The 22,403-nt window shown below is 58.2% G+C and carries 20 protein-coding genes; 12 read left to right on the top strand and 8 right to left on the bottom strand.

Translation table 11 applies throughout. The features are described 5' to 3' along the window. Nucleotides 1-95 precede the first annotated feature (95 nt). Nucleotides 96-485, bottom strand: coding sequence for a type II toxin-antitoxin system VapC family toxin (locus tag VB780_RS18930; protein ID WP_323352735.1), 390 nt, complete (start codon nucleotides 483-485; stop codon nucleotides 96-98). Continuing rightward, nucleotides 472-735, bottom strand: a complete 264-nt coding sequence (locus tag VB780_RS18925) for an AbrB/MazE/SpoVT family DNA-binding domain-containing protein (protein WP_323352734.1) — start codon at nucleotides 733-735, stop codon at nucleotides 472-474. Before VB780_RS18925 ends, VB780_RS18930 begins: the two co-directional genes overlap by 14 nt. 166 nt (nucleotides 736-901) lie before the next feature. Between VB780_RS18925 and prfC the strand changes: the two genes are divergently transcribed. Continuing rightward, nucleotides 902-2,548, top strand: a complete 1,647-nt coding sequence (prfC, locus tag VB780_RS18920; protein WP_323352733.1) for a peptide chain release factor 3 — start codon at nucleotides 902-904, stop codon at nucleotides 2,546-2,548. 68 nt (nucleotides 2,549-2,616) lie between these two features. Here the strand turns inward: prfC and VB780_RS18915 are convergent, their stop codons facing one another. Then, the gene (locus tag VB780_RS18915) at nucleotides 2,617-3,300 is read right to left on the bottom strand and encodes a Mo-dependent nitrogenase C-terminal domain-containing protein (protein ID WP_323352732.1); all 684 of its coding nucleotides are present in this window, start codon (nucleotides 3,298-3,300) and stop codon (nucleotides 2,617-2,619) included. Between the two features lie 310 nt (nucleotides 3,301-3,610). On the opposite strand from VB780_RS18915, the gene VB780_RS18910 reads away from it, so the two are divergent. The 5 genes from VB780_RS18910 to VB780_RS18890 all read left to right on the top strand — a co-directional run bounded on the left by VB780_RS18910 (nucleotide 3,611) and on the right by VB780_RS18890 (nucleotide 7,685). Next, nucleotides 3,611-4,090, top strand: coding sequence for a hypothetical protein (locus VB780_RS18910; protein WP_323352731.1), 480 nt, complete (start codon nucleotides 3,611-3,613; stop codon nucleotides 4,088-4,090). Between the two features lie 237 nt (nucleotides 4,091-4,327). Next, nucleotides 4,328-4,987 (top strand): hypothetical protein, encoded by a 660-nt coding sequence (locus VB780_RS18905; protein ID WP_323352730.1) that lies wholly within the window; start codon nucleotides 4,328-4,330, stop codon nucleotides 4,985-4,987. A gap of 65 nt (nucleotides 4,988-5,052) precedes the next feature. Further along, nucleotides 5,053-5,937, top strand: coding sequence for a hypothetical protein (locus VB780_RS18900; RefSeq protein WP_323352729.1), 885 nt, complete (start codon nucleotides 5,053-5,055; stop codon nucleotides 5,935-5,937). Nucleotides 5,938-6,277: 340 nt separating this feature from the next. After that, a complete protein-coding gene (locus tag VB780_RS18895) occupies nucleotides 6,278-6,910 on the top strand; it encodes a hypothetical protein (protein ID WP_323352728.1) in 633 nt (210 codons plus the stop codon). Nucleotides 6,911-7,064: 154 nt separating this feature from the next. After that, entirely contained in the window at nucleotides 7,065-7,685 is a 621-nt protein-coding gene (locus tag VB780_RS18890; RefSeq protein ID WP_323352727.1) for a LexA family protein, read from the top strand. 35 nt (nucleotides 7,686-7,720) lie between these two features. On the opposite strand, the gene VB780_RS18885 is transcribed toward VB780_RS18890, so the two are convergent. The 4 genes from VB780_RS18885 to VB780_RS18870 form a co-directional block, all read right to left on the bottom strand. Then, entirely contained in the window at nucleotides 7,721-9,421 is a 1,701-nt protein-coding gene (locus tag VB780_RS18885; protein WP_323352726.1) for an alpha/beta hydrolase, read from the bottom strand. A gap of 125 nt (nucleotides 9,422-9,546) precedes the next feature. Then, the gene (locus VB780_RS18880) at nucleotides 9,547-10,686 is read right to left on the bottom strand and encodes a hypothetical protein (protein ID WP_323352725.1); all 1,140 of its coding nucleotides are present in this window, start codon (nucleotides 10,684-10,686) and stop codon (nucleotides 9,547-9,549) included. A 121-nt stretch (nucleotides 10,687-10,807) separates the two neighbouring features. Continuing rightward, entirely contained in the window at nucleotides 10,808-11,200 is a 393-nt protein-coding gene (locus VB780_RS18875; protein WP_323352724.1) for a VOC family protein, read from the bottom strand. Nucleotides 11,201-11,362: 162 nt separating this feature from the next. Beyond that, the gene (locus VB780_RS18870; RefSeq protein ID WP_323352723.1) at nucleotides 11,363-13,045 is read right to left on the bottom strand and encodes a DUF6930 domain-containing protein; all 1,683 of its coding nucleotides are present in this window, start codon (nucleotides 13,043-13,045) and stop codon (nucleotides 11,363-11,365) included. 342 nt (nucleotides 13,046-13,387) lie between these two features. Here VB780_RS18870 and VB780_RS18865 point away from each other — a divergent pair, with 342 nt between their 5' ends. Next, nucleotides 13,388-13,744, top strand: a complete 357-nt coding sequence (locus VB780_RS18865) for an iron-sulfur cluster assembly accessory protein (RefSeq protein ID WP_323352722.1) — start codon at nucleotides 13,388-13,390, stop codon at nucleotides 13,742-13,744. A gap of 62 nt (nucleotides 13,745-13,806) precedes the next feature. Continuing rightward, the gene (locus VB780_RS18860) at nucleotides 13,807-14,223 is read left to right on the top strand and encodes a hypothetical protein (protein ID WP_323352721.1); all 417 of its coding nucleotides are present in this window, start codon (nucleotides 13,807-13,809) and stop codon (nucleotides 14,221-14,223) included. Between the two features lie 226 nt (nucleotides 14,224-14,449). On the opposite strand, the gene VB780_RS18855 is transcribed toward VB780_RS18860, so the two are convergent. Further along, a complete protein-coding gene (locus VB780_RS18855; protein WP_323352720.1) occupies nucleotides 14,450-15,109 on the bottom strand; it encodes a DUF305 domain-containing protein in 660 nt (219 codons plus the stop codon). 386 nt (nucleotides 15,110-15,495) lie between these two features. Here VB780_RS18855 and VB780_RS18850 point away from each other — a divergent pair, with 386 nt between their 5' ends. The 4 genes from VB780_RS18850 (at nucleotide 15,496) to VB780_RS18835 (ending at nucleotide 22,220) form a co-directional block, all read left to right on the top strand. Next, on the top strand, nucleotides 15,496-19,494 hold the full coding sequence (locus tag VB780_RS18850) for a magnesium chelatase subunit H (RefSeq protein WP_323352719.1): 3,999 nt from the start codon (nucleotides 15,496-15,498) through the stop codon (nucleotides 19,492-19,494). 163 nt (nucleotides 19,495-19,657) lie between these two features. Continuing rightward, entirely contained in the window at nucleotides 19,658-19,924 is a 267-nt protein-coding gene (locus tag VB780_RS18845; protein WP_323352718.1) for a hypothetical protein, read from the top strand. Nucleotides 19,925-19,971: 47 nt separating this feature from the next. Then, entirely contained in the window at nucleotides 19,972-20,745 is a 774-nt protein-coding gene (locus tag VB780_RS18840; RefSeq protein ID WP_323352717.1) for a PspA/IM30 family protein, read from the top strand. Nucleotides 20,746-21,032: 287 nt separating this feature from the next. After that, nucleotides 21,033-22,220 carry an LL-diaminopimelate aminotransferase gene (locus tag VB780_RS18835; protein ID WP_323352716.1) on the top strand — a complete coding sequence of 396 codons (1,188 nt, stop codon included), beginning with the start codon at nucleotides 21,033-21,035 and terminating at the stop codon, nucleotides 22,218-22,220. Nucleotides 22,221-22,403: the final 183 nt, after the last annotated feature.

Raw genomic sequence — 22,403 nt, 5'->3', positions numbered from 1 at the left:
TCATTATCTAACGATATAGTAATATGTTTTTGATTTGATTGACATGGTTGGTGCGAATGTGCTCACACACAATTGCTGAGCAGTGGGAAAGCACCCTATGGTTTTTGAACCTGCTGGTCGGTGAGCGTTTTGGCGCGTTTGACGAACGCATTGTCGAAGGTATACAGGGCAGAGCAATGCTGGCTCGTGGCCAGATGCAGGGCTGCGGCAAAATCCAGGCCGTTTTCGTACCACTGCAAAATCTGGGCCGTCAAATTTTCGTTGGCGAGATAGACATTGGGCAGACCAAAGAGTTTTCTTAAGGCGGCGCAAATCTCATTGGCTTTAAAGCCGTAGGCAAAGCGCAACACCCACTCTGTCTCCAGAATCACCGTGTCAGGAATAAAGATGTCTGGTTTTTGAAAGAGTTCTATGCTGGCCCGGTGCTGGGCTTCGTCATCCTGGGTGATGAGTCGCACAATAATATTGGTGTCAACGGCGATCATGCCACTGCTCCCGTACGCCCTGAAGCAGAGCGCAATCCATCTCTTCCAGGCTTTTGGGTGGGCCTGCATACTTCAGGCAGCCCGCCACCTCGGCCAGGGTGGTGGGTTCAAAGGGCTTTTTGGGTTTGAGCAAAATGCCGTCGCCTACATCCACAGCAATCAATTCTTGCCCTGCTTCCCAGTGGTGGGCAACCCGCAGCGCTTTGGGAATAATCACCTGACCTTTGCTTGACAGACGAGTGACTTCCATAGGTGGGTGGACTACTCTGGGTAAGACGTTGGTAAGATTTTAGCATTCTACTTTGCTGTAGGGCAAAGCCTTGGGCCAGGGGTGGCCTTTGTCAGCCCAGTTTCGCTTTGCCGGAACCAGACTCTACAATAGAAAAAAGTGCCAATTTTACGAGTATCCTCGGTTCATGACTGACGCCGCTGTTTCTACCGCCGCCACCTCCGCCGATATTGCCGCAGCGGTAGAGCAACGGCGCAACTTTGCCATCATTTCTCACCCCGACGCTGGTAAAACGACGCTTACCGAAAAGCTGCTGCTCTACGGAGGCGCTATTCAAGAAGCTGGGGCGGTGAAGGCCAAGCGCGCCCAGCGCAGTGCCACCTCCGACTGGATGGAGCTGGAGCAGCAGCGGGGGATTTCAATTACCTCTACGGTGTTGCAGTTTGCCTACGGCGGCTACACCATCAACCTGCTGGATACGCCCGGCCACCAGGACTTTAGCGAAGACACCTACCGCACCCTGGCCGCCGCCGACAACGCGTTGATGCTCGAAGACGCCGCCAAGGGTCTAGAGCCGCAAACCCTGAAACTGTTTGAAGTGTGCCGCATGCGATCGCTGCCCATCTTCACCTTCTTCAACAAGATGGATCGCCCCGCCCGCGAACCCCTGGAGCTGCTGGATGAAATTGAGCAGCGGCTGGGCCTGCAAACCTACGCGGTCAACTGGCCCATCGGCATGGGCGATCGCTTCAAGGGCGTATATGACCGTCGCCACCAGCAGATTCACCTGTTTGAACGCAGCATCCACGGCAAAAAAGCGGCCAAAAACACGGTGCTCGATATTGGCGACCCCCGCATCGAAGACCTGCTCGACCAAGACCTCTACTACCAGTTCAAAGAAGAGCTGGAGGTGATCGAAGAAGTGGGGCCAGAGCTAGATCTCGACGCTGTCCACGCCGGGCAGCAGACCCCGGTATTCTTTGGCAGTGCCATGACCAACTTTGGCGTGCAGCTGTTTCTCGATGCGTTTTTGGACTATGCCCTTAAGCCCTCGGCCCACAACAGTACCCTGGGCGAAATTTCCCCCACCAACGAAGATTTCTCGGGGTTTGTGTTTAAGCTTCAGGCCAATATGGACCCCAAACACCGCGATCGCATCGCCTTTGTGCGGGTGTGCTCGGGCAAGTTTGAGAAAGATATGGTGGTCAGCCACGCCCGCAGCGGCAAGTCGGTGCGGCTGTCGCACCCCCAAAAGCTGTTTGGCCAGGGTCGCGAATCGCTTGAAGAAGCCTACCCCGGCGATGTGATTGGTCTAAATAACCCCGGTGTGTTTGCGATCGGCGACACCATTTACCAGGGCAAGCGGCTGGAGTATGACGGCATTCCCTGTTTTTCGCCAGAGATTTTTGCCTACCTCAAAAACCCCAACCCCTCGAAGTACAAGCAGTTCCAAAAGGGTGTGTCCGAGCTGCGTGAAGAAGGAGCGGTGCAGATCATGTTCTCCGCCGACGAGTCGAAGCGCGACCCGATTCTGGCGGCGGTGGGCCAGCTTCAGCTAGAGGTGGTGCAGTACCGTCTGCAAAACGAGTACAACGTCGAAACCCGCATTGAGCCGCTGCCCTACGCCGTGGCCCGCTGGGTTGACGGCGGCTGGGAGGCCCTCGAAAAAGCGGGCCGACTGTTTAACACCGTTACCGTCAAAGACAGCTGGGATCGCCCTGTTCTGCTGTTTAAAAACGAGTGGAACTGCCAACAGGTGATGACTGACCATCCCGAACTCAAACTCAGTGCGATCGCCCCGGTGGTCTCCGGCAAAGAGCCTGAGAGTCTCTAGATTTCAGCGCCAATGGTCTGCTGTCCCTGAGCCCAGTTGGGGCAGCAGACCAACAACAGGGCAACCGTCTACAGCAGCGGCGTTACGTCTTCGCCGCAGTCATCCGCCAGGTAAGACAGGGCGCGAAACCGCAGCCCCACCAGCTGCTCGTACAGCGGATTGATCTTGCACATGGGCGGAATGTGCATCAGCTTTTTGTTAAATAGCACCACATCGCGCTCAAAGGGGCACTGGGAGGGGATGAGTTTGCAGACAAACCGGGCCAGACGCGGGTCATGCACATCGAGCTGGTCAAGCCACTCGCGGGCGGGCTTGAGAGGGTCGCGCTTGCTGCCAGCAGGGGGGCGCAGCCCGGCAGCAAGCCCAGCATTCTCGGGCTTGAGGCTGTAGAGGGTCGATCGCACCGAGTTGAGCACAGTGTCTTGCAGGTTCAGAGCCTGACACAGCGCCTGGAGCTGGAGGTCTTCTTCTACGGAATACACGCCGTCGGCCAGGGCCACCATTACCGCCATGCGCAAAAAGTTCTCGGCCACCTTGGGGTCGGAGCCGAGCACCCGTGCCACTTCGGCGGGGGTGACGGGTTCAAAATGCTCAAAGTCGAGCTCGGGGGCCAGTTCGTCTTCGGTAATGGCGGTGATTAGCGCCTTTTCGTCGTCGTCAAAATTGCCGTCGGCCCAGGCCAGGGTGAGCAGCCCCCGGAGCCAGACCTTGATCTGCTCCTGGGTATAGGGAGACTCGGTAACTGCGGGCATAGATCCTCCTCAATGGTCAGTGCGATGGTCGTAGCGCAAGCGAAACCTTGAGACAGCCCTAGACCAATCGCGGGATGAACAGCCATCAATATCGGGTAAACAGGCTGTAGCGCTTTAATCTTAACGTCGCCAATTTAAGACTGCCCTGGCGAGGAATGATTTTCAGCATTGCTAATCACAAGCAGGGGATCGGGCCGCCAAACTCGCCCAATCCCCTGCTCTTATGGGTTCCTTATCGTTTTTGCTTACCCTCAAGGTGCTGAGTAGTTTAGTATCCACGTTATATAGCGCGTCCTCCACGAGGTAAACCATGAGCGATTACACAACCGCAGAGCTGCAAACCCTGGTTAAAGCGCCGATGATGACCGGGCTTTCGGTGGCCATGGTTGACATGGGCATTGTCTCTACGGCTATTGAAGCCGCGGCCATGTCGAAGCAAATTGCCGGGGCGGCCCAAAAGTACCCGGCCAACTCCATCATTCAGGCGGGCTTCTCGGAGGCGACCCTGAAGAGTGGCGATGTCAAACTTGACAAGCCCGACATCAAGCCCGAAGACGTTAAGTCTGGGGCGATGCTCGACAGCGCGATCGCCGACATCAGCGCCGCCCTCACCCTGGTTGAAGGCAAAGCCTCCGCTGAAGAAGTCGCCGAGTACAAGCAGTTCATCTACGACTGCGGGGCCGCCGTCGCTGCAGCGGCGGGCGAAGGGCTGTTTGGCACGGGTAGCAACAAGGTCAGCGCTGCGGAAGCCGCTGCTCTGGCCAAGGTTAAGGTGGCCCTGGGCCTCTAGCTGGGGCGCGATCGCATCGAAAACTAGCCCTAGGAGAGATGGTGTGGATCGGCCTGAGGGGTCATGGTCAGAGATGCGTTAATTCCGTAAGCCAGATCGAATGCCACAGTACTCTTTTGTGAAAGATAATTTTTGCTTACGCAAGCTTTATGTTTCTGTGCCAGGGTCAACGATAATCCTGAAGTAGCCCTAGACATCTTTAGGGTCTTAGCCATTTGCCTGTTTAAGGAGAGAGTTATGAGTTTTACCCGCTGGTTGAGGCGGCTAGCGCCCCTGATGGTTTGCCTGGTACTGCTGGTTAGCGCCTGTTCGTCAGCCCCCTCTAAATACGACCAGGTGCAAAAAGACACCACTGGTTTCGGATCCCCTGCGGCGGTCGATAAAAAAGCTGAGAAGGGCGGCACCTTTAACGCCTTTTTCCCAGGAGATCAGGGGGGCTACAACGTCATTCCCTACCAGGAGAAGAAGGGCTTTGCCGAGTACAAGCTGGAGCAGGATGGCAAAACTCTGGCCATGCTCACCATTAGCGACACCACCAGTGTGCCGGGCTCAGCCGAGAAATATAGCACCGCCACCCAGTCTGTCAGCGGCTTTCCGACCGTAGAGCAGGGCAGCACCGCCACCGGAGTGCTGGTGAACGATCGCTACCAGGTCAAGGTGCTCTCCCGCGACCCTTCCTTTACCCAAGAAGACCGGGTGGCCTGGCTACAAAAATTTGACCTCAGGGGCCTAGCCCAGCTCAAGGGGGCGATTAACCCCGTCGCCAAACCCGCCGCCGCACTGCCCCCGGCCCCCACCGCCGCCCCATCCTCTGCCCCGGCTCGGCCTAAAGATGGGTTTAAGTTACCCAGGGTGAAGCTGCCGAGCCTGTCTCCCAGTCTTCAGCCTGCCTCCTAGGGAGTCAGCAATGCAAACGGCAATAACGGCGATACCGAAACCAGGGCAGACCTAAGGAGTAAGTTGTGAGCAAAAAAATCTACGAAATTGTCGATAAGCTCCCCACCGGGGGCCTAACCGTGCGGGCACTCAAGACCCTTGACACCTTTGTCCCCGGCCAGTGGAACAACCTGGTCGGCTTTGACAACACCATCAAAACCGTCACAGGCGAAACCGACGAGGCTATGGTGCAGGCCATTGGCGAACGGGCGATCGCCCTCTTCAACGACAAAAAGCAGGGCTACCAGAGCGCCCTCTGGCTCTACGAAACCGTAGACTCGGCTTCCGGGCTGCTAGGGGCGGCGGCGCTAGCCAACCGCATTGGCCAAGACACCTTCTTGGGCTTTCTCAAAAATCTCTCCCCCAAGCCCGAAAAAGCCCAAACCATCGACCTGGTGGTGAAGCTGGTGGCTGAGGTGGTGGCCTTCTGCAAAATCAGCGGCATCCCCGGCGACAGCCTAGGCGACTTTCTCGCCGCCCTGGGCGACTACAGCAGCGAGTCGCTGGTGCGCATGGCCGCCCTGGTCAGTTTCGACGGCATCATTCCCCTGGGGGCCGACTTTTCGACCAAGGCACTCAGCGCTATCAAGGGTATGGGCTCCAGCGATCTGGAGGGCAACCAAACCTTCAAGGGCATCAAAGACGAAATTCCTGGCGGCAACGACAAGGCCAAGCTGTCGTTTATGACCGAGAGCTTTGAGTCTACCAAGGGCTGGATGGATCGCTTTGTAACCGACCACAACATCACCCAGAGTGGCCTGGTTGACAACCTGGGCGGCTTCATCGAAGGCTCTAAGGGCAAGCTCGACTACCTGGGCGCATTCCTCGATATGTCGGTGAAGTACTACGAGCACACCGGCACCCAAACCCTGGCCCGCCGACTGATCGAGCGCGCCGTGGCAGAAATCTAGCCCTCTGTCATGACCCTACTTAGAGAACCCTAGGCCTGTAGAAATAGAGGCCTAGACCCGCTCCTTAGCTCTCCTCCTAGTGCTACCCGATGGGGCTGTCAACGTTGGGAATTAAGATCTTGAGCTGCCCTAGGAGGATGTTTGAAAAGTCATCCTTACTTGTAGCAAAAGTGAAGATCCCCCTACCCCCTTAAAAAGGGGGACGTTTACCCCCCTTTTTAAGGGGGGCAGGGGGGATCGGCCGGTGACTAGAGCTACAGCAACTCGCTTTTCAAACCCCCTTTAAGGCTGGGGCGCAGATCTTCCGCTTCCTGCTGTACCTAACCCCTCTGGAGATTGTATGAATCCTCAACTCAAAGCCTTCAGTCGCTTGGTGGGCGGCTGTCTTGCGGTTCTGCTGGTCTTTACACTGGTATTTGGGGGTGGCGAGGCCCGAGCGCTTACGCTTGACGAAGACCTGACCTCGGCGGGCAAGAGCTATCTCTCATCGGTGCTCAAAGACTACGCCAAGGAGGCCCAAGACACCTACGGCAGTTCGCTAAAGCAGGCCCAAAAGCTGGTGAACGGCCTGGCCGAAGACCTGGAAGAAGCGGCGGATCCTGATACGAAAATTGGCGATCGCGCCGCCATCCTCACCAGCATCAATACCTCAAAAGCCGCCCTTACCGACCTGGCGGCTTCCTTCAGCGGCCTGGCCACCGAAACCGCAACCTTCGACAGCCAGCTTCAGGCCTCGGTGGAAGATCTACTCAAGCTGGTGAAGGGTGACGTGCGCACCCAGCTTACCCAAAACGAAGACAACTTCAAAAAAATTGCCGACACCCTCACGGCCCTGGCCAACGATGCAGGTAAGATCGATGATGCCAACCTGTCCAACCTGCTGGGCAGCGTGGGCGACCATATCACCGCGCTCAACACCGCTTTTGATGTGGGTGGCAAAGCCCTCAAAGCCTCCGCATCGCTGACCAAGTGAGCGCAAAAATCTGCTCCTGAAGCCCGGCTGAAATCTCTCAGCCGGGCTTTTTTGTGCATATAGACAAAAACCACATCTGTACGCAGGATATATGAACCTATTGATACATCGACTACCGAATGGTAAATTAATACAAATGTATTAGTATTGAGCTATGACACTTCTCCCTTCAGAGCGTCGCCTGCACGATTGTTTAAGGTTGTGGATCAATCTCCTCGGCTACGCCCCCACCATTCGAGAGATCAAAACAGCGCTGCAAGAATCGTCCACATCCTTTGTTCAAGACTTGTTGGATAGATTGCAGCAGAAGGGATTTATCGCTAGAGGCCATGGTCGGGCACGGGCGATTTGCATCTTGTATGGTGAGTTGCCGTTAAAGGGGATAATCCAAGCGGGCTATCTCACGGAGCATCCCATCTGCTGCGATCGCATCCGCCTGGATGGTAAGCGCTATCGAGAGGGCGACTACGCTCTCACGGTCAGCGGTGACAGCATGGTGAATGCCCAGATTCTCGATGGCGACATTGTAGTCATTCATCCTACGGACGATCTCTGGGATATTCGTCTCGGCAAAATTGGCGTGGTTTGGATTGCAGGGGAAGGCCCAACCCTCAAGCACGTTCACTATTGTGAGGGTGAAAACCAGGTTACGCTCAAACCGGCTAATCCCGCCCATCCACCGCGCACCCTAGAACGTCACCAGGTTGAAGTTCAGGGAGTTATGGTGGGCCACCACCGACATGATGATGGCCTTTGGGTTACTGTAGCCGATTGAGATTCCTGAATTTTCTCGCCTGACTTCAGCCTCACCTATTTCCCCAATTGACCGTTGGGCAGTTCTAGCGGTTGGAGGCGCTCATTGAGGGGGTTAATCAACTGCTGATTCACCTCGGCACCCGCATTCACCATAAATAGACGAGAGGGTTCGCCCTGGCTGAGGTAGCTGTCGTAGCCCGATCGCAGATACAATCCGTACTCGGGTCGGCGAGCCACGTAGCGACCGACAAAGGCCAGGCCCAGGGCATTCATATAGCGATCGATCACCTCCGGTTCGGCGAAGGTGAGCCCTGGCAAGGTAGACAGCAGGCGCGACAGACCCGCATCGAGGGCCGAGAAGTCGATGTGGGCCTGCCCTTCGATCAGCGCCAGAGAACGATTCTCGGTGGTGTACCACGGGAAGGTGCGAAACTGCTCAAATACCGCTGGGGTAGCGGGGTCATAGCTGCCCGCAATCACCATCACTGGCACCGTTACCGCCGCTAGCCCCTCGCGGCCAAAGACGCTGCTGTTAACCGGGTTGACCAGCAGCACCGAGTTAACTCTTGGATCACGAAAATTGTAAGTCTCCCGAGGCAGCTCTAGGGCCTGACACTGCAATAGCAGCGACATGTTGAGGTAAATGAAGTTGCGATTGCACACCTCTTGTAAATGGTCAAAGTTAAGCTCTGCCCCAGCCACCGCTAGAGCCGTGTAGCCTCCCAGCGAGTGCCCCCCCACCCCCACCTGATCGAGCTTAAGCCGCCCCTCAAACTCCGTGGGGTTGAGCCGCTCTAGCTCGTTGAGCACAAAGGTAATGTCGAGGGGGCGATCGATAAACTCCTGCACCTCAAACACGTCGCTGCTGAGGCCTGCCTGAAAGTCAGCCACCTGCTGAGCATCGCTGCCGGGGTGCTGGGGCAGCACCACCACAATGCCGTGGGAGGCCAGGTGAGAAGCCCACTGATGCCGCGCCTCAGGGCTAGAGGTCAACCCGTGGGAAAACACCATTACCGGAGCCTGGCCGCGCCACGATCGGGGCCGCACCACATCCACATAGAGCTGGCGGTCGCGCTGGGTATCGGTCAACTCAAACCGCTGAATTTGCACCCTCGCTGGGCCGGGAACGGTTAAATCGGCCAGGCTGGCGTAGTCGATGGCGGGCTGCTGGGCGGCCTGGCTCACCGTGATCTGCTCCAGCTGGGCAACCGATTCTGTAGTGGCGTTAACAATACGCTCGACGGCACTGGCTACCGCTTGGGCGTCGTTGATGTCAATTTGCATGTCGGTGGGCAGCGATCGCACCACGTTAATGGCCGACAGCCCCTCCGGTGAAGTTGCCGCCTGAATTAGCGCTGCCCGCAGCGACAGCTTGCCATTGCCCCCCGCTCGGGTTTTGAGAATTACCCCCACCTGGTCAAGCAACTCTTCGCCCAGGCTGGTGTAGAGAAAACGCGATAGCAGCACCCCGTCCACCTCTAGGGGGCGATCGAGGTTTTGGCGCAGTTGGGCCACATCGGCCTCGCTCAGCCCCACCAAATTGACGTAGAAAGCCAGGTCGTCGGTGAGTTCCCCCGACTCAAGCAGGGTTTCGAGGGAGCTGGTGCTCACCGATCGCTCCACCGGGCCATAGCTGAAGAAAATCGCCTCCGCCGCCTGCACCGGCAGCCCGCTCAGCAGGGTCAACCCCAGACTCAGCCCGCCCAGAGCCCACCCCCGCGATCGCCACCATCCCCCGACAGCTTGCCAGGTCATACCGTCACTCCAACAACGTGTTTAAAAGCGCCCTGGTTAATTTTCACTCAAGACCTCATCCCTTTAACTCAGCCCTTCGACTCATCCCCTTCGACTCCGCTCAGGAGACGAGTCCACCGGCCCCCTTACTGCGATCGCCAATCCGCATCCACCGAACGCAGCCGCCGCAGAATCACCATGTTTGACCCCACCACCGGGTTGCGGGCTACCACAACCCCCTCGGGGTCGCGCAGTTGTAGGGTGCCAAACTTGAGCCCCTGGGCCTGGGTGTAGATATCTTGGGCAATTTCGTTTTGCTGGTCGCCGAGCAGCCCGTACCAGGCTTCGGCCACATTCACCCCCAGGGTATTGCCCGGCAGGTTCACCTCTACCGACTGAATCAGCCCCGCCCCGTAGGAGCGGCTAATGCGGCTGACCCGGTTTTGAATGTCGGTGATGAAGCTCTGCTCGGGGGTCGGCTCAACCACGGGTGCGGGGGCCGAAACTGTGGGCTGCTCTGCGGTGGGGACGGGGGCCTCCAATAGGTCATCCCCATCGGGTGCCGTCATCTGAGGCGGCGGTTCTGAGACCACAACCGGTTCGCCCCGATCTGCCCCCAGGGGGTTCCAAAGGGCCAACAGCAGCATCAGCAGGCCGAGGGCAATGGCGGTAAGCATGCCGTCCGAGAGCTTGCGCTGGAGGTCGGGGGGCAGCTGCGATCGCACCCACCGCAAGCCCTTCTTCCAGAGGGTTGCCCCCTCGGCCAGCAGCAGCAGCAGTTGGTCAACCACGCCTAGCTCCTTCGGTTGATAGGGAATTCCGGTATCGGCCCAACCATCCTCGGCCGGAGCCGCAGGCCGCGCACTTTTGTAGGGCGCATCAGGCATTTGGCGGCGGTCGATGTAGGTGGGCTCGGGCTCAGGGGTGGGTACCGGCAGCGGGTCTTCGACGGCTTGCAGGTCACTGTCGGTCCAGGGCTCTGGGTCGGGGGTGTAGGGGCGACCGTTATTTAAAGCGGTAGGATGGGGCGCAGCACCGGGGCTTTGGCGGTTGGGGCGATCGGTAAAATCTGGCTCCGCTGGGGCATCTTCTCGGCCCAGAGCCTGTCTACCCAGTTCTTCGATGCTACCGTCAGCAGGGTTCAGGGGTACAGCCTCTTCCTCCACAGCCTCGGTGCTGGCGTCTACGCGGGACAATAACTCATCTCCTGATTCTGCTTCATCGGTGTTGCGCGGGGGCGGAATGGGGGGAATTTCTTCGGGAAAGTTGGGATCTTGAGGTCTCATGGGTTAGCCCACCTGGCCACGGTTACCGGCATACGCTGAAGAACGGCCCCGAGGGGCACATCCCTCTCAATACTGCCACGTTTCCCAGAAATCTTAGGGCAGAAATCCGCCGCCGACCCATTCAGCCCCGCGCCGCAGAACTCTGGTGCAAAATCAGCCGATTGCCGTCAGGATCGTAGGCATAGATCTCGCGCCCGTGGGAGGCCGTAAGCCCAGGGCCAGGGGGCGCATAGCCCAGTTGGGTCAGGTGGGCGATCGCCCTCTCCAAATCCGTCACCTCCAAACACAGGCTCATCGCGCCGCTGCTAGGGGCGGCAAATTGACTGGTCTGGTCAGGGTTGGGCTTAAAAATCGCCAGCCTCAGCCCCGGCAGCCGGAACTCGGCGTAGCGATCGCGCTGGTAGGGCTGGGCTGGTTGATTGAGCAGGTCACTGTAGAAGCTGACTAGCCTGTCAAAATTTACGCTGGCCAGAGCCACAAAAGCACTGGTGCAGCCTACCGATGCATGGGCCAAAGCCTTCTCCGCCAGGATGGTCTAGATATTGCGGGTCTGGTGTGCGTAGGGATGCGATCGGTAAGGCGATCGCCGTATTTCTCCACATTTGAGGGAATTGCGAGAAGCCAAAGCAATGGTGGGCATTGCCCACCCTACCCATCCACTCACCCATCTACCTCTTCAGTCCAACTCCCACTCGGCGGCATACTGCAACATCAGCGGCGGCAGGTGCAAGTCCTTCGGCGTCTTACAGCGGGCCTCAAAGACGCCCAAAATATCCTTCACGCTGGGCTTTCCCTTGCTGCTGCCGGTAATGCCGCTGGCAATAATGACCGCACAAGAGCCGTTACACGCTTTCTGCCAGGTGTCCCAGCGCTCCAGCAGGCGGCGATCGGTGCTGCCATTGGTCTCGTATTCGGCAAACAGGTGCAGCTCGCCGTCGCCGGTTTGCAGCAGGCCCAGCTCAAAGGCCTCGCCGCTAAAGGGGTCGCTGCCGGGGTTAAAGCACACCGCCTGTACGCCCTCGGCCCGTTGCAGCTGCTGAATTAGGGTCTTGGCCTTGGGGCGCGAAGTTTGAATCAGCACCACCGGCAGGTCGGGGCGATCGGCGGTGCCGTTGTGGGCCCATTTGCCCTCCAGTTGCTGAAAGGCGATCGCCGGATCTTGCTGCAGCGTATTCAGCACCTGCTGCTGAAACTGAGTGAGGATGATGATCGCCCCTTCGGGCACGTAGTCATCGCGCAGCACCGGAGAATTGACCAGACCGGTCAGGCTGACGTCATCGCCTAGGGCCTCCTCGGTTTCGGCGTTGAGTTCTGCGGTGACCTCAGGCAGCGTTTTAACCGTAATCTTTAGCGGCGACGAGCCACCGTTTTTCTCGGGGTTTGGAATTTTGTAGCTGCCCTGAAGCGTCTTGAGGGGAGGCTTTTCGAGCTGAGCCCGGTAGCGAGTGACAAAGCGCTTTAGCGCCTCCATCGCCACCAAAAACGTGGCCCCTTCTTCGTCGGCTAGCTGGCTGCGCATGCCCTCCAGGGGATGAATGCTGCCGAAGTCGGGCTGCACCGCTTCGGGAGCCGAGGCCAGCCAGCTCGCGGGCTGGGGCACGTTGGGAAAGGGTTCGTCGTCAAACAGCTCGAAGTTGAGGTAGAGACAGTCTTGCTCTAGAAAAGCCTCCTGCATCTGCTTGGGTGACTGCTGCCCCATCAGCACTCGCTGGCGAAACTGTTTGAGCGAATCCAGCGATCGATACATCAGCAGTCCGTACTCGACACCGCCCATGCCCAGCATCGACACGTAGAGGGTGTCGAGATCCCAGGCGTTGAGCTCGACGGCCAGCACCTGCTGCTCGTTGAGGGTGTTCCAGGGGGCGAGTTCCCAAATCTCCATGGCCTTGTCGAGCATGGCCTCGGCGTAGCGGGGGGGCAGCTCGGCCTCGGTCATTTCGGCAGACTGCTGGAGGGCGTTAAACAGCTCGTCGATCAGGGGCAGCTCGGGGGCATAGTCGATCGCAATATCGAGCCCCTGGAGCGCTCCCCGCAGATAAAACTGAATTTCGCGATCGCTAACTACAATTTTTTGCGGCCTGGCTGGGGCTAGGTTGCCCTGGGGCGACTCAATCGCCTGTAAGAGGGTGCGTACCACCGGTTCGTAGCCGCAGGTGGTGGGCACCATGGTCAGCCCCCGCACCGCGCCGTGGCTGCTATCGACCCAGAGAATGCAGTCGCTGGTTTCGGTGTGGCGCTGGCGCAACCCCGTATCGTCATCCATTAAACCGCCCACCGAACGGCGATCGCCCTCCCACACGCTGGCCACACGGGGCAGCCGCTTGAGGCGATCGATGGTAATGCGGTTCAATCGGGTCATGGGCTAACAGTAACGACGGACAGAACAGAATGGTCAGACTACCGCTGATTCGAGGCACAGCTTTGGTCAGCATAGCCAAGTTTAATCACGAACTGCCCACAGCAGCTTAGCCGCGCGTCCCGCAGTCGGCCCCAGAGGGAAGAACTGCAACTCGGCTGACACCCTTCACAGAGCGGGCCAGCGCCCAGAACGGCTGCTATAAACTATAGAAATTCTTGGCGGCAACAGCTAAGGCTAGGCTACCAAAGTGTTAGATTTCAAAACAATTTAGGCCGTCTCCGGCTTCGGTTGGGGCGAGTCTGTTTATGATAGTAGAAGCTGTACTTACATCGAAAGGTTGCAATGGCTCAAGCCACCGAACAAACCCAAGGCATTTTGATGTCTGAAACGGCCCTTCGGCACGTTAAGGCTCTTCAAGTATCCCAGGGCAACAAAGAACTCTGTCTGCGCGTGGGGGTACGCCAGGGCGGCTGCTCAGGCATGTCCTACACCATGGATTTTGAAGACCCGGCCAACATCAACGAGCACGACGAAGTCTACGACTACGACGGCTTCCGGGTAATCTGCGACAAGAAAAGCTTGCTCTATCTTTACGGCCTCATGCTCGACTACAGCGACGCGCTGATCGGCGGCGGTTTTCAGTTCACCAACCCCAACGCCGTCCAGACCTGCGGCTGCGGTAAATCCTTCGGGGCGTAGGGATACCCTACGGGGCTACAATCTGTGCTTTGCTGGATATCGCGTTAGATAGTTCATAGACCATGACTCAAACCGTAGAAACCCTGTTCGATGAGGGCATCGAGCGCTACAAGGCGGGCGAAGATCCCGCCGAGCTAATTCCTGTATTTAAAGAGGTGTGCGATCGCGCCCCCAAGAGCGCTGCCGCCTGGGCCTGTCTGGCCTGGCTCTACCTGCTCACCGACAAGCCCAACGCCGGCCTCAAAGCCGCCCAAAAAGCCGTCAAGCTCAACCCCCAAGACCCCCAGGGGCGCGTGAATCTGGCGGTGGCGATGCTCGACGCAGGCAAACCCGGCGTGCGTGAGCATGTCGAAATCGCGGGTCAAGTGATGACCGTCGCCGACGACCTGAAAAAGGAAGTCATGGACAGCATCAATGACGGCCTGGTTCGCAAGCCCGACTGGAAGAGCCTATCGCGCGTTAAGCAGTGGCTTGAGTAGAGTGTTTGCCGCAGTGTTTTGATGTAGGGCACTACCCACCAAAAGCGAAAGCGTTTCCGTAGTAATCCGCGGAAGCGCTTTCGCTTTTGTCATTCCTAAGCTCGTTTATCGTTCCTATGCTCTGCGTGGGAATGCCTCCGACGGCTCTAGCGCCTTAACAGAGGACGCTGGAGCGTCTGGGGCGGTGTGTCAACGCTGGAGCGTTGACACGATGAATAAATAGAGCCTACTGCCCGTACCACGACTGCCGCCACTGCGTCATCTGGTCGATTTCGGCTTGTTGAGAGGTAATGATCTCATCGGCTAGGGTCAGCAACTCAGGTCGGCTGCTCTTGCCCTTTAAATCTTCCGCCATGGCCACGGCCCCCTCGTGGTGGGGGATCATCGCGTTGATAAAGCGTAGGTCGAACTCCTCATCGGCCCCGCCCAGATCCATATCCATCCGCATGGCTGAGATCATCTCCTCGCTCATCGCCATATCGTGCTTCATTTCGGCGTGGTACATCATTGGCTCCACGGGGGCGTCGGGGTACCAGGCGGCCCGCCAATCCTGCATCTGGGCAATCTCCACCTGCTGGGCCGTAATAATCTCCTCAGCCAGCTGGCGAATTTCGGGCCGCTGAGAGTTTTCTAGCGCCGCCTCTGCCATCACCAGGGCTCCCTCGTGGTGGGGGATCATGCCGTCAACAAAACGCAGGTCGTAGGTGGCGTCGGCAGGGCCAAGATCCATTGCGTGCCCGGCTCCGGTGCCGTTCACCATGGCATCGCCAGAACTCTCCTGAATACCGCCTGAACCTTCGTGCATTGACTCCATGGTGCCGCAGGCAGCCAATGGCACTAGGGCGGTCAGGGCTAACACCATAGCCAAGGGGCGATTCAACGACATATCCGATCTCCAAAAGAGCTTTTAACCTAAGGGTACACATTCCAGCCCGCTAGAGAGTCAAGGCACTGACCCAGGTAAATTATTTATCTCGTCAGAGTTTATTTAATGTTTTGTTACAGGAATGAGAGAGGCGATCGCAAAGCATTGTAAGTTTTGTAAACAAAGTCGAGCCTGATTTATTGCAAATTGTGTCACCTAAACTCCCCTAAGCCTTATTGAATAAGGTTTTCTGGTACAAACAGGAGAGACACGTTCGTTTTTGCTTTCGTTACGAAATATTTCCTGTAGAGTCTGATGCAGCTGTCTACGGGTCGAATCAATCCCTCTGACTCGACCGGTTGGCTACAGCCCCTCAACACCCCAGCCCACGAAAGGAGTTTTACTGCATGTTCACCCACGTCAAGCCCACTGTGCGCCACATTGCCCCCGATGACCTCAACGGGCGGCGTCTGGTCAAAGTGGTCTATGTGGTTCTAGAGCCTCAATACCAGAGCTCGCTGTCCTCGGCCATCCGGTCGATCAATGCCAGCAACTCTCAAGTGGCCTTCGAAGTCAACGGCTACCTGATCGAAGAACTGCGCGACGCCAACAACTACGCGGCGTTTAAGCAGGATGTGGCCGAGGCCAACGTGTTCATCGCTTCGCTGATCTTCATCGAAGACCTGGCCGATAAGGTGGTCGAGGCCGTCGCCCCCGTGCGCGACCAGCTCGACGTGGCCGTGTGCTTCCCCTCCATGCCCCAGGTGATGCGCCTCAACAAGATGGGCAGCTTCTCCATGGCCCAGCTCGGTCAGTCGAAGAGCATGATCGCCTCCTTCATGAAAAAGCGGAAGGAGAAGTCAGGCGCGGGCTTCCAAGACGCCATGCTGAAGCTACTGCGCACCCTACCCACGGTGCTCAAGTACCTGCCCGTCGAAAAAGCCCAGGACGCCCGCAACTTCATGCTCAGCTTCCAGTACTGGCTGGGCGGTTCTCCCGAGAACCTGGAAAACTTCTTTCTCATGCTGGCCGATCGCTACGTGATCACCGACAGCCAGATCGAGGGTGCCCCCCAGGCCGAAAGCCTGGAGTACGAAGAGCCCGTCACCTACCCCGACATGGGCATCTGGCACCCCATGGCCCCGCACATGTTTGAGGACATCAAGGAATACCTCAACTGGCACGCCTCCCGCCGCGACATTTCCGAGGATCTGAAGGATCCCCTGGCCCCCACCATTGGTCTGGTGCTGCAGCGCACCCACCTGGTGACCGGCGACGAAGCCCATTACGTCGCCATGGTGCAGGAATTTGAATACCTGGGCGCGAAGGTGATCCCCGTATTTGCGGGCGGCCTGGACTTTTCCAAGCCCGTAGACGCCTACTTCTTTGACCCGGTCGACAACACCAAAACCATCGTTGATGCTGTGGTTTCTCTCACCGGCTTTGCCCTGGTGGGTGGCCCCGCTCGCCAAGATCACCCTAAGGCGATCGAAACCCTCAAGCGCCTCAACCGTCCCTACATGGTGGCGCTGCCCTTGGTCTTCCAAACCACCGAAGAGTGGGAAGACAGCGACCTGGGCCTGCACCCGATCCAGGTGGCGCTGCAAATGGCGATCCCTGAGCTGGACGGGGCGATCGAACCGATCGTGCTCTCGGGCCGCGATGGATTAACTGGGCGGGCGATTTCGCTCCAGGACCGGATCGAATCCATCACCCAGCGGGCAATGAAGTGGGCCAACCTGCGCCGCAAGCCCAAGCTCGACAAAAAGCTGGCCATCACCGTCTTCAGCTTCCCCCCCGACAAGGGTAACGTCGGTACGGCGGCCTACCTGGACGTATTCGGCTCCATCTATAAAGTGCTGGAGGCCATGAAGCAAAACGGCTACGATGTGCAAGATCTGCCCGAGTCGCCAGAAGCGCTGCTCCAGGAAGTCATCCACGACGCCCAGGCCCAGTACGCCAGCCCTGAGCTGAATATCGCCTACCGCATGCCGGTGCGCGAGTACCAGGCCCTCACTCCCTACGCCGAACGGCTCGAAGAAAACTGGGGGCCACCGCCGGGCAACCTGAATACCGACGGCGAGAACATGCTGGTCTACGGCAAGGCCTTTGGCAATGTGTTCATCGGCGTGCAGCCCACCTTTGGCTACGAGGGCGACCCCATGCGGCTATTGTTCTCCCGCTCCGCCAGCCCTCACCACGGCTTTGCCGCCTACTACACCTTCCTCAACAAAATCTGGGGTGCCGACGCGGTGCTGCACTTTGGCACCCACGGGTCTTTGGAATTCATGCCCGGTAAGCAGATGGGCATGTCGGGCACCTGCTACCCCGACAACCTGATCGGCAGCATTCCCAACCTCTACTACTACGCGGCGAATAATCCTTCGGAAGCCACGATCGCCAAGCGTCGAGGTTATGCCGAAACCATCAGCTACCTGACGCCCCCCGCCGAAAATGCGGGCCTATATAAAGGACTCAAGGAGCTGAGCGAGCTGATCGGCTCCTACCAGGGCAACAAAGAGAGCGGTCGGGCGGTACAGATCGTCAACGCCATCATCGAAACCGCGCGGATCTGCAACCTCGATCGCGATGTGGCCCTGCCCGAAGGCGACACCGGGGAGCTTTCTAACGACGAGCGCGACAACCTGGTGGGCAAGATCTACATCAAGCTGATGGAGATTGAGTCGCGCCTGCTGCCCTGCGGTCTGCATGTGGTGGGCAAGCCGCCTACCGCTGAAGAGGCGATCGCCACCCTAGTCAACATCGGCAGCCTCGATCGCGAAGAAGACGGCATCAAGAGCCTCCAGCGGATCATCGCGGAGAGCATTGGCCGGGATATCGATGATATCTACGGGAATAGCGATCGCGGCCACCTCGCCGATGTGCAGCTGCTCTACGACATCAACCAGGGGGTTCGGGCCGCTATCTCCGCCCTCGTCCATGAGCAGATCGACGCCGAAGGGCGCGTCTCCATGGTGTCGCGGCTCAATTTCCTCAACATTGGCCGTAAAGAACCCTGGATTCGTGCCCTCCACGAGGCGGGCTACAAGAATGTGGACGCCGATGCCATCAAGCCCCTGATGGAGTACCTGGAGTTCTGCCTGGAGCAGGTCTGCGCCGACAACGAGCTGGGTGCCCTGCTGCAAGCCCTGGAAGGTGAATACCTGCTCCCCGGCCCCGGCGGCGACCCCATCCGCAACCCCGATGTGCTGCCCACCGGCAAAAACATCCACGCCCTCGATCCCCAGTCGATTCCCACCACCGCCGCAGTGCAGTCGGCCAAGATTGTGGTGGATAGATTACTGGAGCGCCAGCGGCAAGAAAACGGCGGAGCCTATCCCGAGACCATTGCTACCGTGCTCTGGGGCACCGACAACATCAAAACCTACGGCGAATCCCTCGCTCAGATGATGTGGTTTGTCGGCGTCAAGCCCGTACCCGACTCCCTGGGCCGGGTGAACAAGCTGGAGCTGCTCTCCCTTGAAGAGCTGGGTCGCCCTCGGGTAGATATTGTGGTCAACTGCTCTGGGGTGTTTCGGGATCTGTTCATCAACCAGATGGCCCTGCTCGATCGCGCCGTCAAAATGGCCGCCGAAGCCGACGAGCCCCTGGAGATGAACTTCGTCCGCAAGCACGCCCTGGAGCAGGCGGCAGAAATGGGCATTGGGGTACGCGAAGCCGCCACCCGGATCTTCTCCAACGCCTCCGGCTCCTACTCGTCGAACATCAACCTGGCGGTGGAAAACAGCACCTGGGACAACGAGGCCGAACTCCAGGAGATGTACCTGAAGCGCAAGTCCTTTGCCTTCAACTCCGACAATCCCGGCGTGATGGACAGCAACCGTGGCCTGTTTGAGTCAGCTTTGAAGACGGCGGACGCCACCTTCCAAAACCTCGATTCATCGGAGATTTCCCTCACCGACGTATCGCACTACTTTGACTCTGACCCCACCAAACTGGTGGCGTCCCTGCGCGAAGACGGCAAGGCTCCGGCAGCTTACATTGCCGACACCACCACCGCCAATGCCCAGGTGCGAACCCTGTCGGAGACGGTAAGACTGGATGCCCGCACCAAGATGCTTAACCCCAAGTGGTATGAGGGCATGCTCTCCCACGGCTATGAGGGGGTACGCGAGCTGTCGAAGCGCCTTGTGAATACCATGGGTTGGTCGGCTACCGCCGGGGCCGTCGATAACTGGGTCTACGAAGATGTCAACACCACCTTCATTCAAGACCCGGAGATGTGCAAGCGCCTGATGGATCTCAACCCCAACTCCTTCCGCCGCATGGTCTCGACCCTGCTGGAAGTGAACGGGCGCGGCTACTGGGAAACCAGCGACGAAAATCTGGAGAAGCTCCAAGAGCTCTACCAGGAAGTTGAAGACCGCATCGAAGGGGTGGAGTAATCCCTGTTAGCTAGCTGACACCTTCTGCGAAGCCAGGGTTCTTGGAGAACCCTGGCTTTTCCTTGAGAACCTTTTTTATTTTTTCTCAGGGCTTTTGTCAACCTCAGCTGGGTCTGACACTATGAATAGAGTTGTCCCGTGAAGTTTCGCCCCGCCGCTAACTATGCTTGACCAATCGCTCCAGTTCCTCACCCCTGAAGAATCGGCGGAAGTCGATAGGGCGCTGCTGTCGTCCCCGGAGAAATTTTTGGCCCGGCTGACTATCTCAACGGCTAAGCTACTCCGGGTGATTGCCGCTGATGCCGAGACCCCCATCGAGGCCCTGACGGCGGTGCAGATTACCCAGTGGTTTGAAAAAGACGCCAAGCTCAAACGTGAACAGGGGGTAAATGCGTCGGTGCTAAAGTGGCAGGCGGAGGAGTTGGATTAAACTAGAAAAGACCATCGCAACACCATAGATTAAGGAAGCAGCACGTCATGGGGTTATTTGATCGCGTTAGCCGAGTGGTTCGCTCTAACCTAAATGCGGCGGTGAGTTCGGCGGAGAATCCAGAGAAGATTCTGGATCAGGCCATCATTGATATGCAGGAAGACCTGGTACAGATGCGTCAGGCGGTGGCGGGCGCGATCGCCAGCCAGAAGCGAGTGCAGCAGCAGTACGAGCGGGCTAGCAGTGAGGCCAACACCTGGCAGCAGCGGGCTCAGCTAGCCCTACAAAAAGGCGACGAAGAGCTGGCGAAACAAGCCCTACTGCGCAAGAAAACCCAGGCCGAAACCGCCGTTGCCCTGAAAACCCAGCTCGACGGTCAAAGCACTACTGTAGACCAGCTCAAGCGCAACCTGATTGGCCTAGAGAGCAAGCTATCTGAGGCCAAGACCAAAAAAGACATGCTCAAGGCAAGGGCCAGCGCCGCCAAGGCCAACGAGCAGCTGCAAAGTACCACCAGCAGCCTCAACACCAGCAGCGCCATGGCGGCCTTTGAGCGCATGGAAGAAAAAGTACTGCAGATGGAGGCTACCTCCCAGGCGGCGGCAGAGCTGGCTGGAGCCGACCTGGAGAGCCAGTTTGCCTCCCTCGAAGCTGGCGGCGATGTGGATCTGGAACTGGCGGCGATGAAGGCCCAGCTCTCGGGCGGCAGCGTAGACCAGGGGCAACTGCCCGCCGCTGAGACAGCGATCCCGGCCACTGAGTCCACTGAAGTTGATGCTGAGCTTGAAGAACTCAGATCGCAGATTGATAAGCTCGACTAAAGTTTTGAATCGGGGGTAGAGGTTGGGAGAAATCATGACTCACAACCTCTACCCTCGCCAGTTCTCAACCAGGGATAGCCAGAGATTGCGGGGTACTCAGCGCCAGTGAACCTGAGTTCATGACTGATGGCGCGATCGCGCCTAGAATCCCTAACTCAGCGCTGTGCCCTATTTACCAGGGTTTCTAGGGATCCTGATCAAAGGTTTTATAATGGGTGTTCTCTGGTTGAGGCATTCTTGCTAATTCTGTTTCGCCACCGGCAGACTGATCTAACTCCCCTGTCACCATGCAAATTGCCCAGCGGATGAGGCCCTTACAGGCCAACGTATTTGCCGATATGGATCGGGCCAAGGCAGCGGCCCGAGCGGCGGGTAAATCGATTGTCGATCTGTCACTGGGGTCGTCAGATTTGCCCACGCCACCCCACGTGCTTGAGGCGATCGCTGCTGCCCTGCACGACCCCAGCACCCACGGCTACTGTCTGTTTTCGGGCACTCAGGCATTCCGCGAAGCCGCCGCTCGCTGGTATACCGATAAGTTTGATGTCGCGGTCAATCCTGAAACCGAGGTACTGCTGCTGATCGGTTCCCAGGAGGGTACCGCCCACCTGCCCCTGGCCATTCTCAACCCCGGCGACTTTGCCCTGTTGATGGATCCTGGCTACCCCTCCCACGTCGGGGGGGTATACCTGGCCAACGGGCAAATTTATCCCATGCCCCTGCACCCCGAGGATGGCTTTTTGCCCCGCTTTGCCGACATTCCCCCGGCGGTGCTAGAGCAGTCGCGGCTGATGGTGTTGAGCTACCCCCACAACCCCACCACCGCCACGGCGTCGCTAGAATTTTGGCGAGAGGCGGTGGCCTTTTGCCAGCGGCACAACCTGGTGCTGGCCCACGACTTTCCCTACGCTGACCTGACCTTTACGGGCAAACCGGCGATCTCTGCGCTGCAGGCCGATCCTGAAAAAACCTGCACCGTCGAATTTTTCACCATGTCGAAGTCGTACAACATGGGCGGCTTTCGGGTGGGGTATGCGATCGGCAATGCCGAGATTGTCAATGCCCTGCGCCAGGTCAAGGCCAATGTTGACTTTAACCAGTATCCCGGCATTCAGCGGGGGGCGATCGCCGCCCTCACCGGCCCCCAAGACACCGTGCACAACATGGTCGCCACCTTTCGCCAGCGGCGCGATACGGCGGTGGCGGCGTTAAATCGCATCGGCTGGGCGGTGCCCAAGCCCGAGGCCACCATGTACCTGTGGGCCAAGCTGCCCGACCCGTGGGGTGAGCGATCTAAGGAGTTTTGCCTGCGCCTGGTCGAGCAGACCGGGGTGGCCCTGGCCCCCGGCGTGGGCTTTGGTAAGGCCGGTGAGGGCTATGTGCGCATCGCCCTGGTGCATCCGCCAGATGTGCTGGAGGGGGCAATCGCCCGCATCGCTGAGTTCTTGCCCAATAGCGCTAGCAAAATTTTCTAAGGCAAGATAGGTGGCCACAATGGGTGCCCAAGGCCAGAGCGCTGCTGTAAATAAATCCGCAGAAGTCGTTACAGCAATTAAAGCCGCAATAAAGCACCGATTAAGATGGAGTAATCGAGATAAGGATTGCATTAACTTGCCCAGTCTTGACCTCATGCTGGGCCACGCCATTAATTAGTATCC

The sequence above is a fragment of the Leptolyngbya sp. CCNP1308 genome, from assembly GCF_034932455.1.
In the GTDB taxonomy this organism is placed as follows: domain Bacteria; phylum Cyanobacteriota; class Cyanobacteriia; order Phormidesmidales; family Phormidesmidaceae; genus Nodosilinea.
This window is presented reverse-complemented; position numbering and strand designations above follow the sequence as displayed.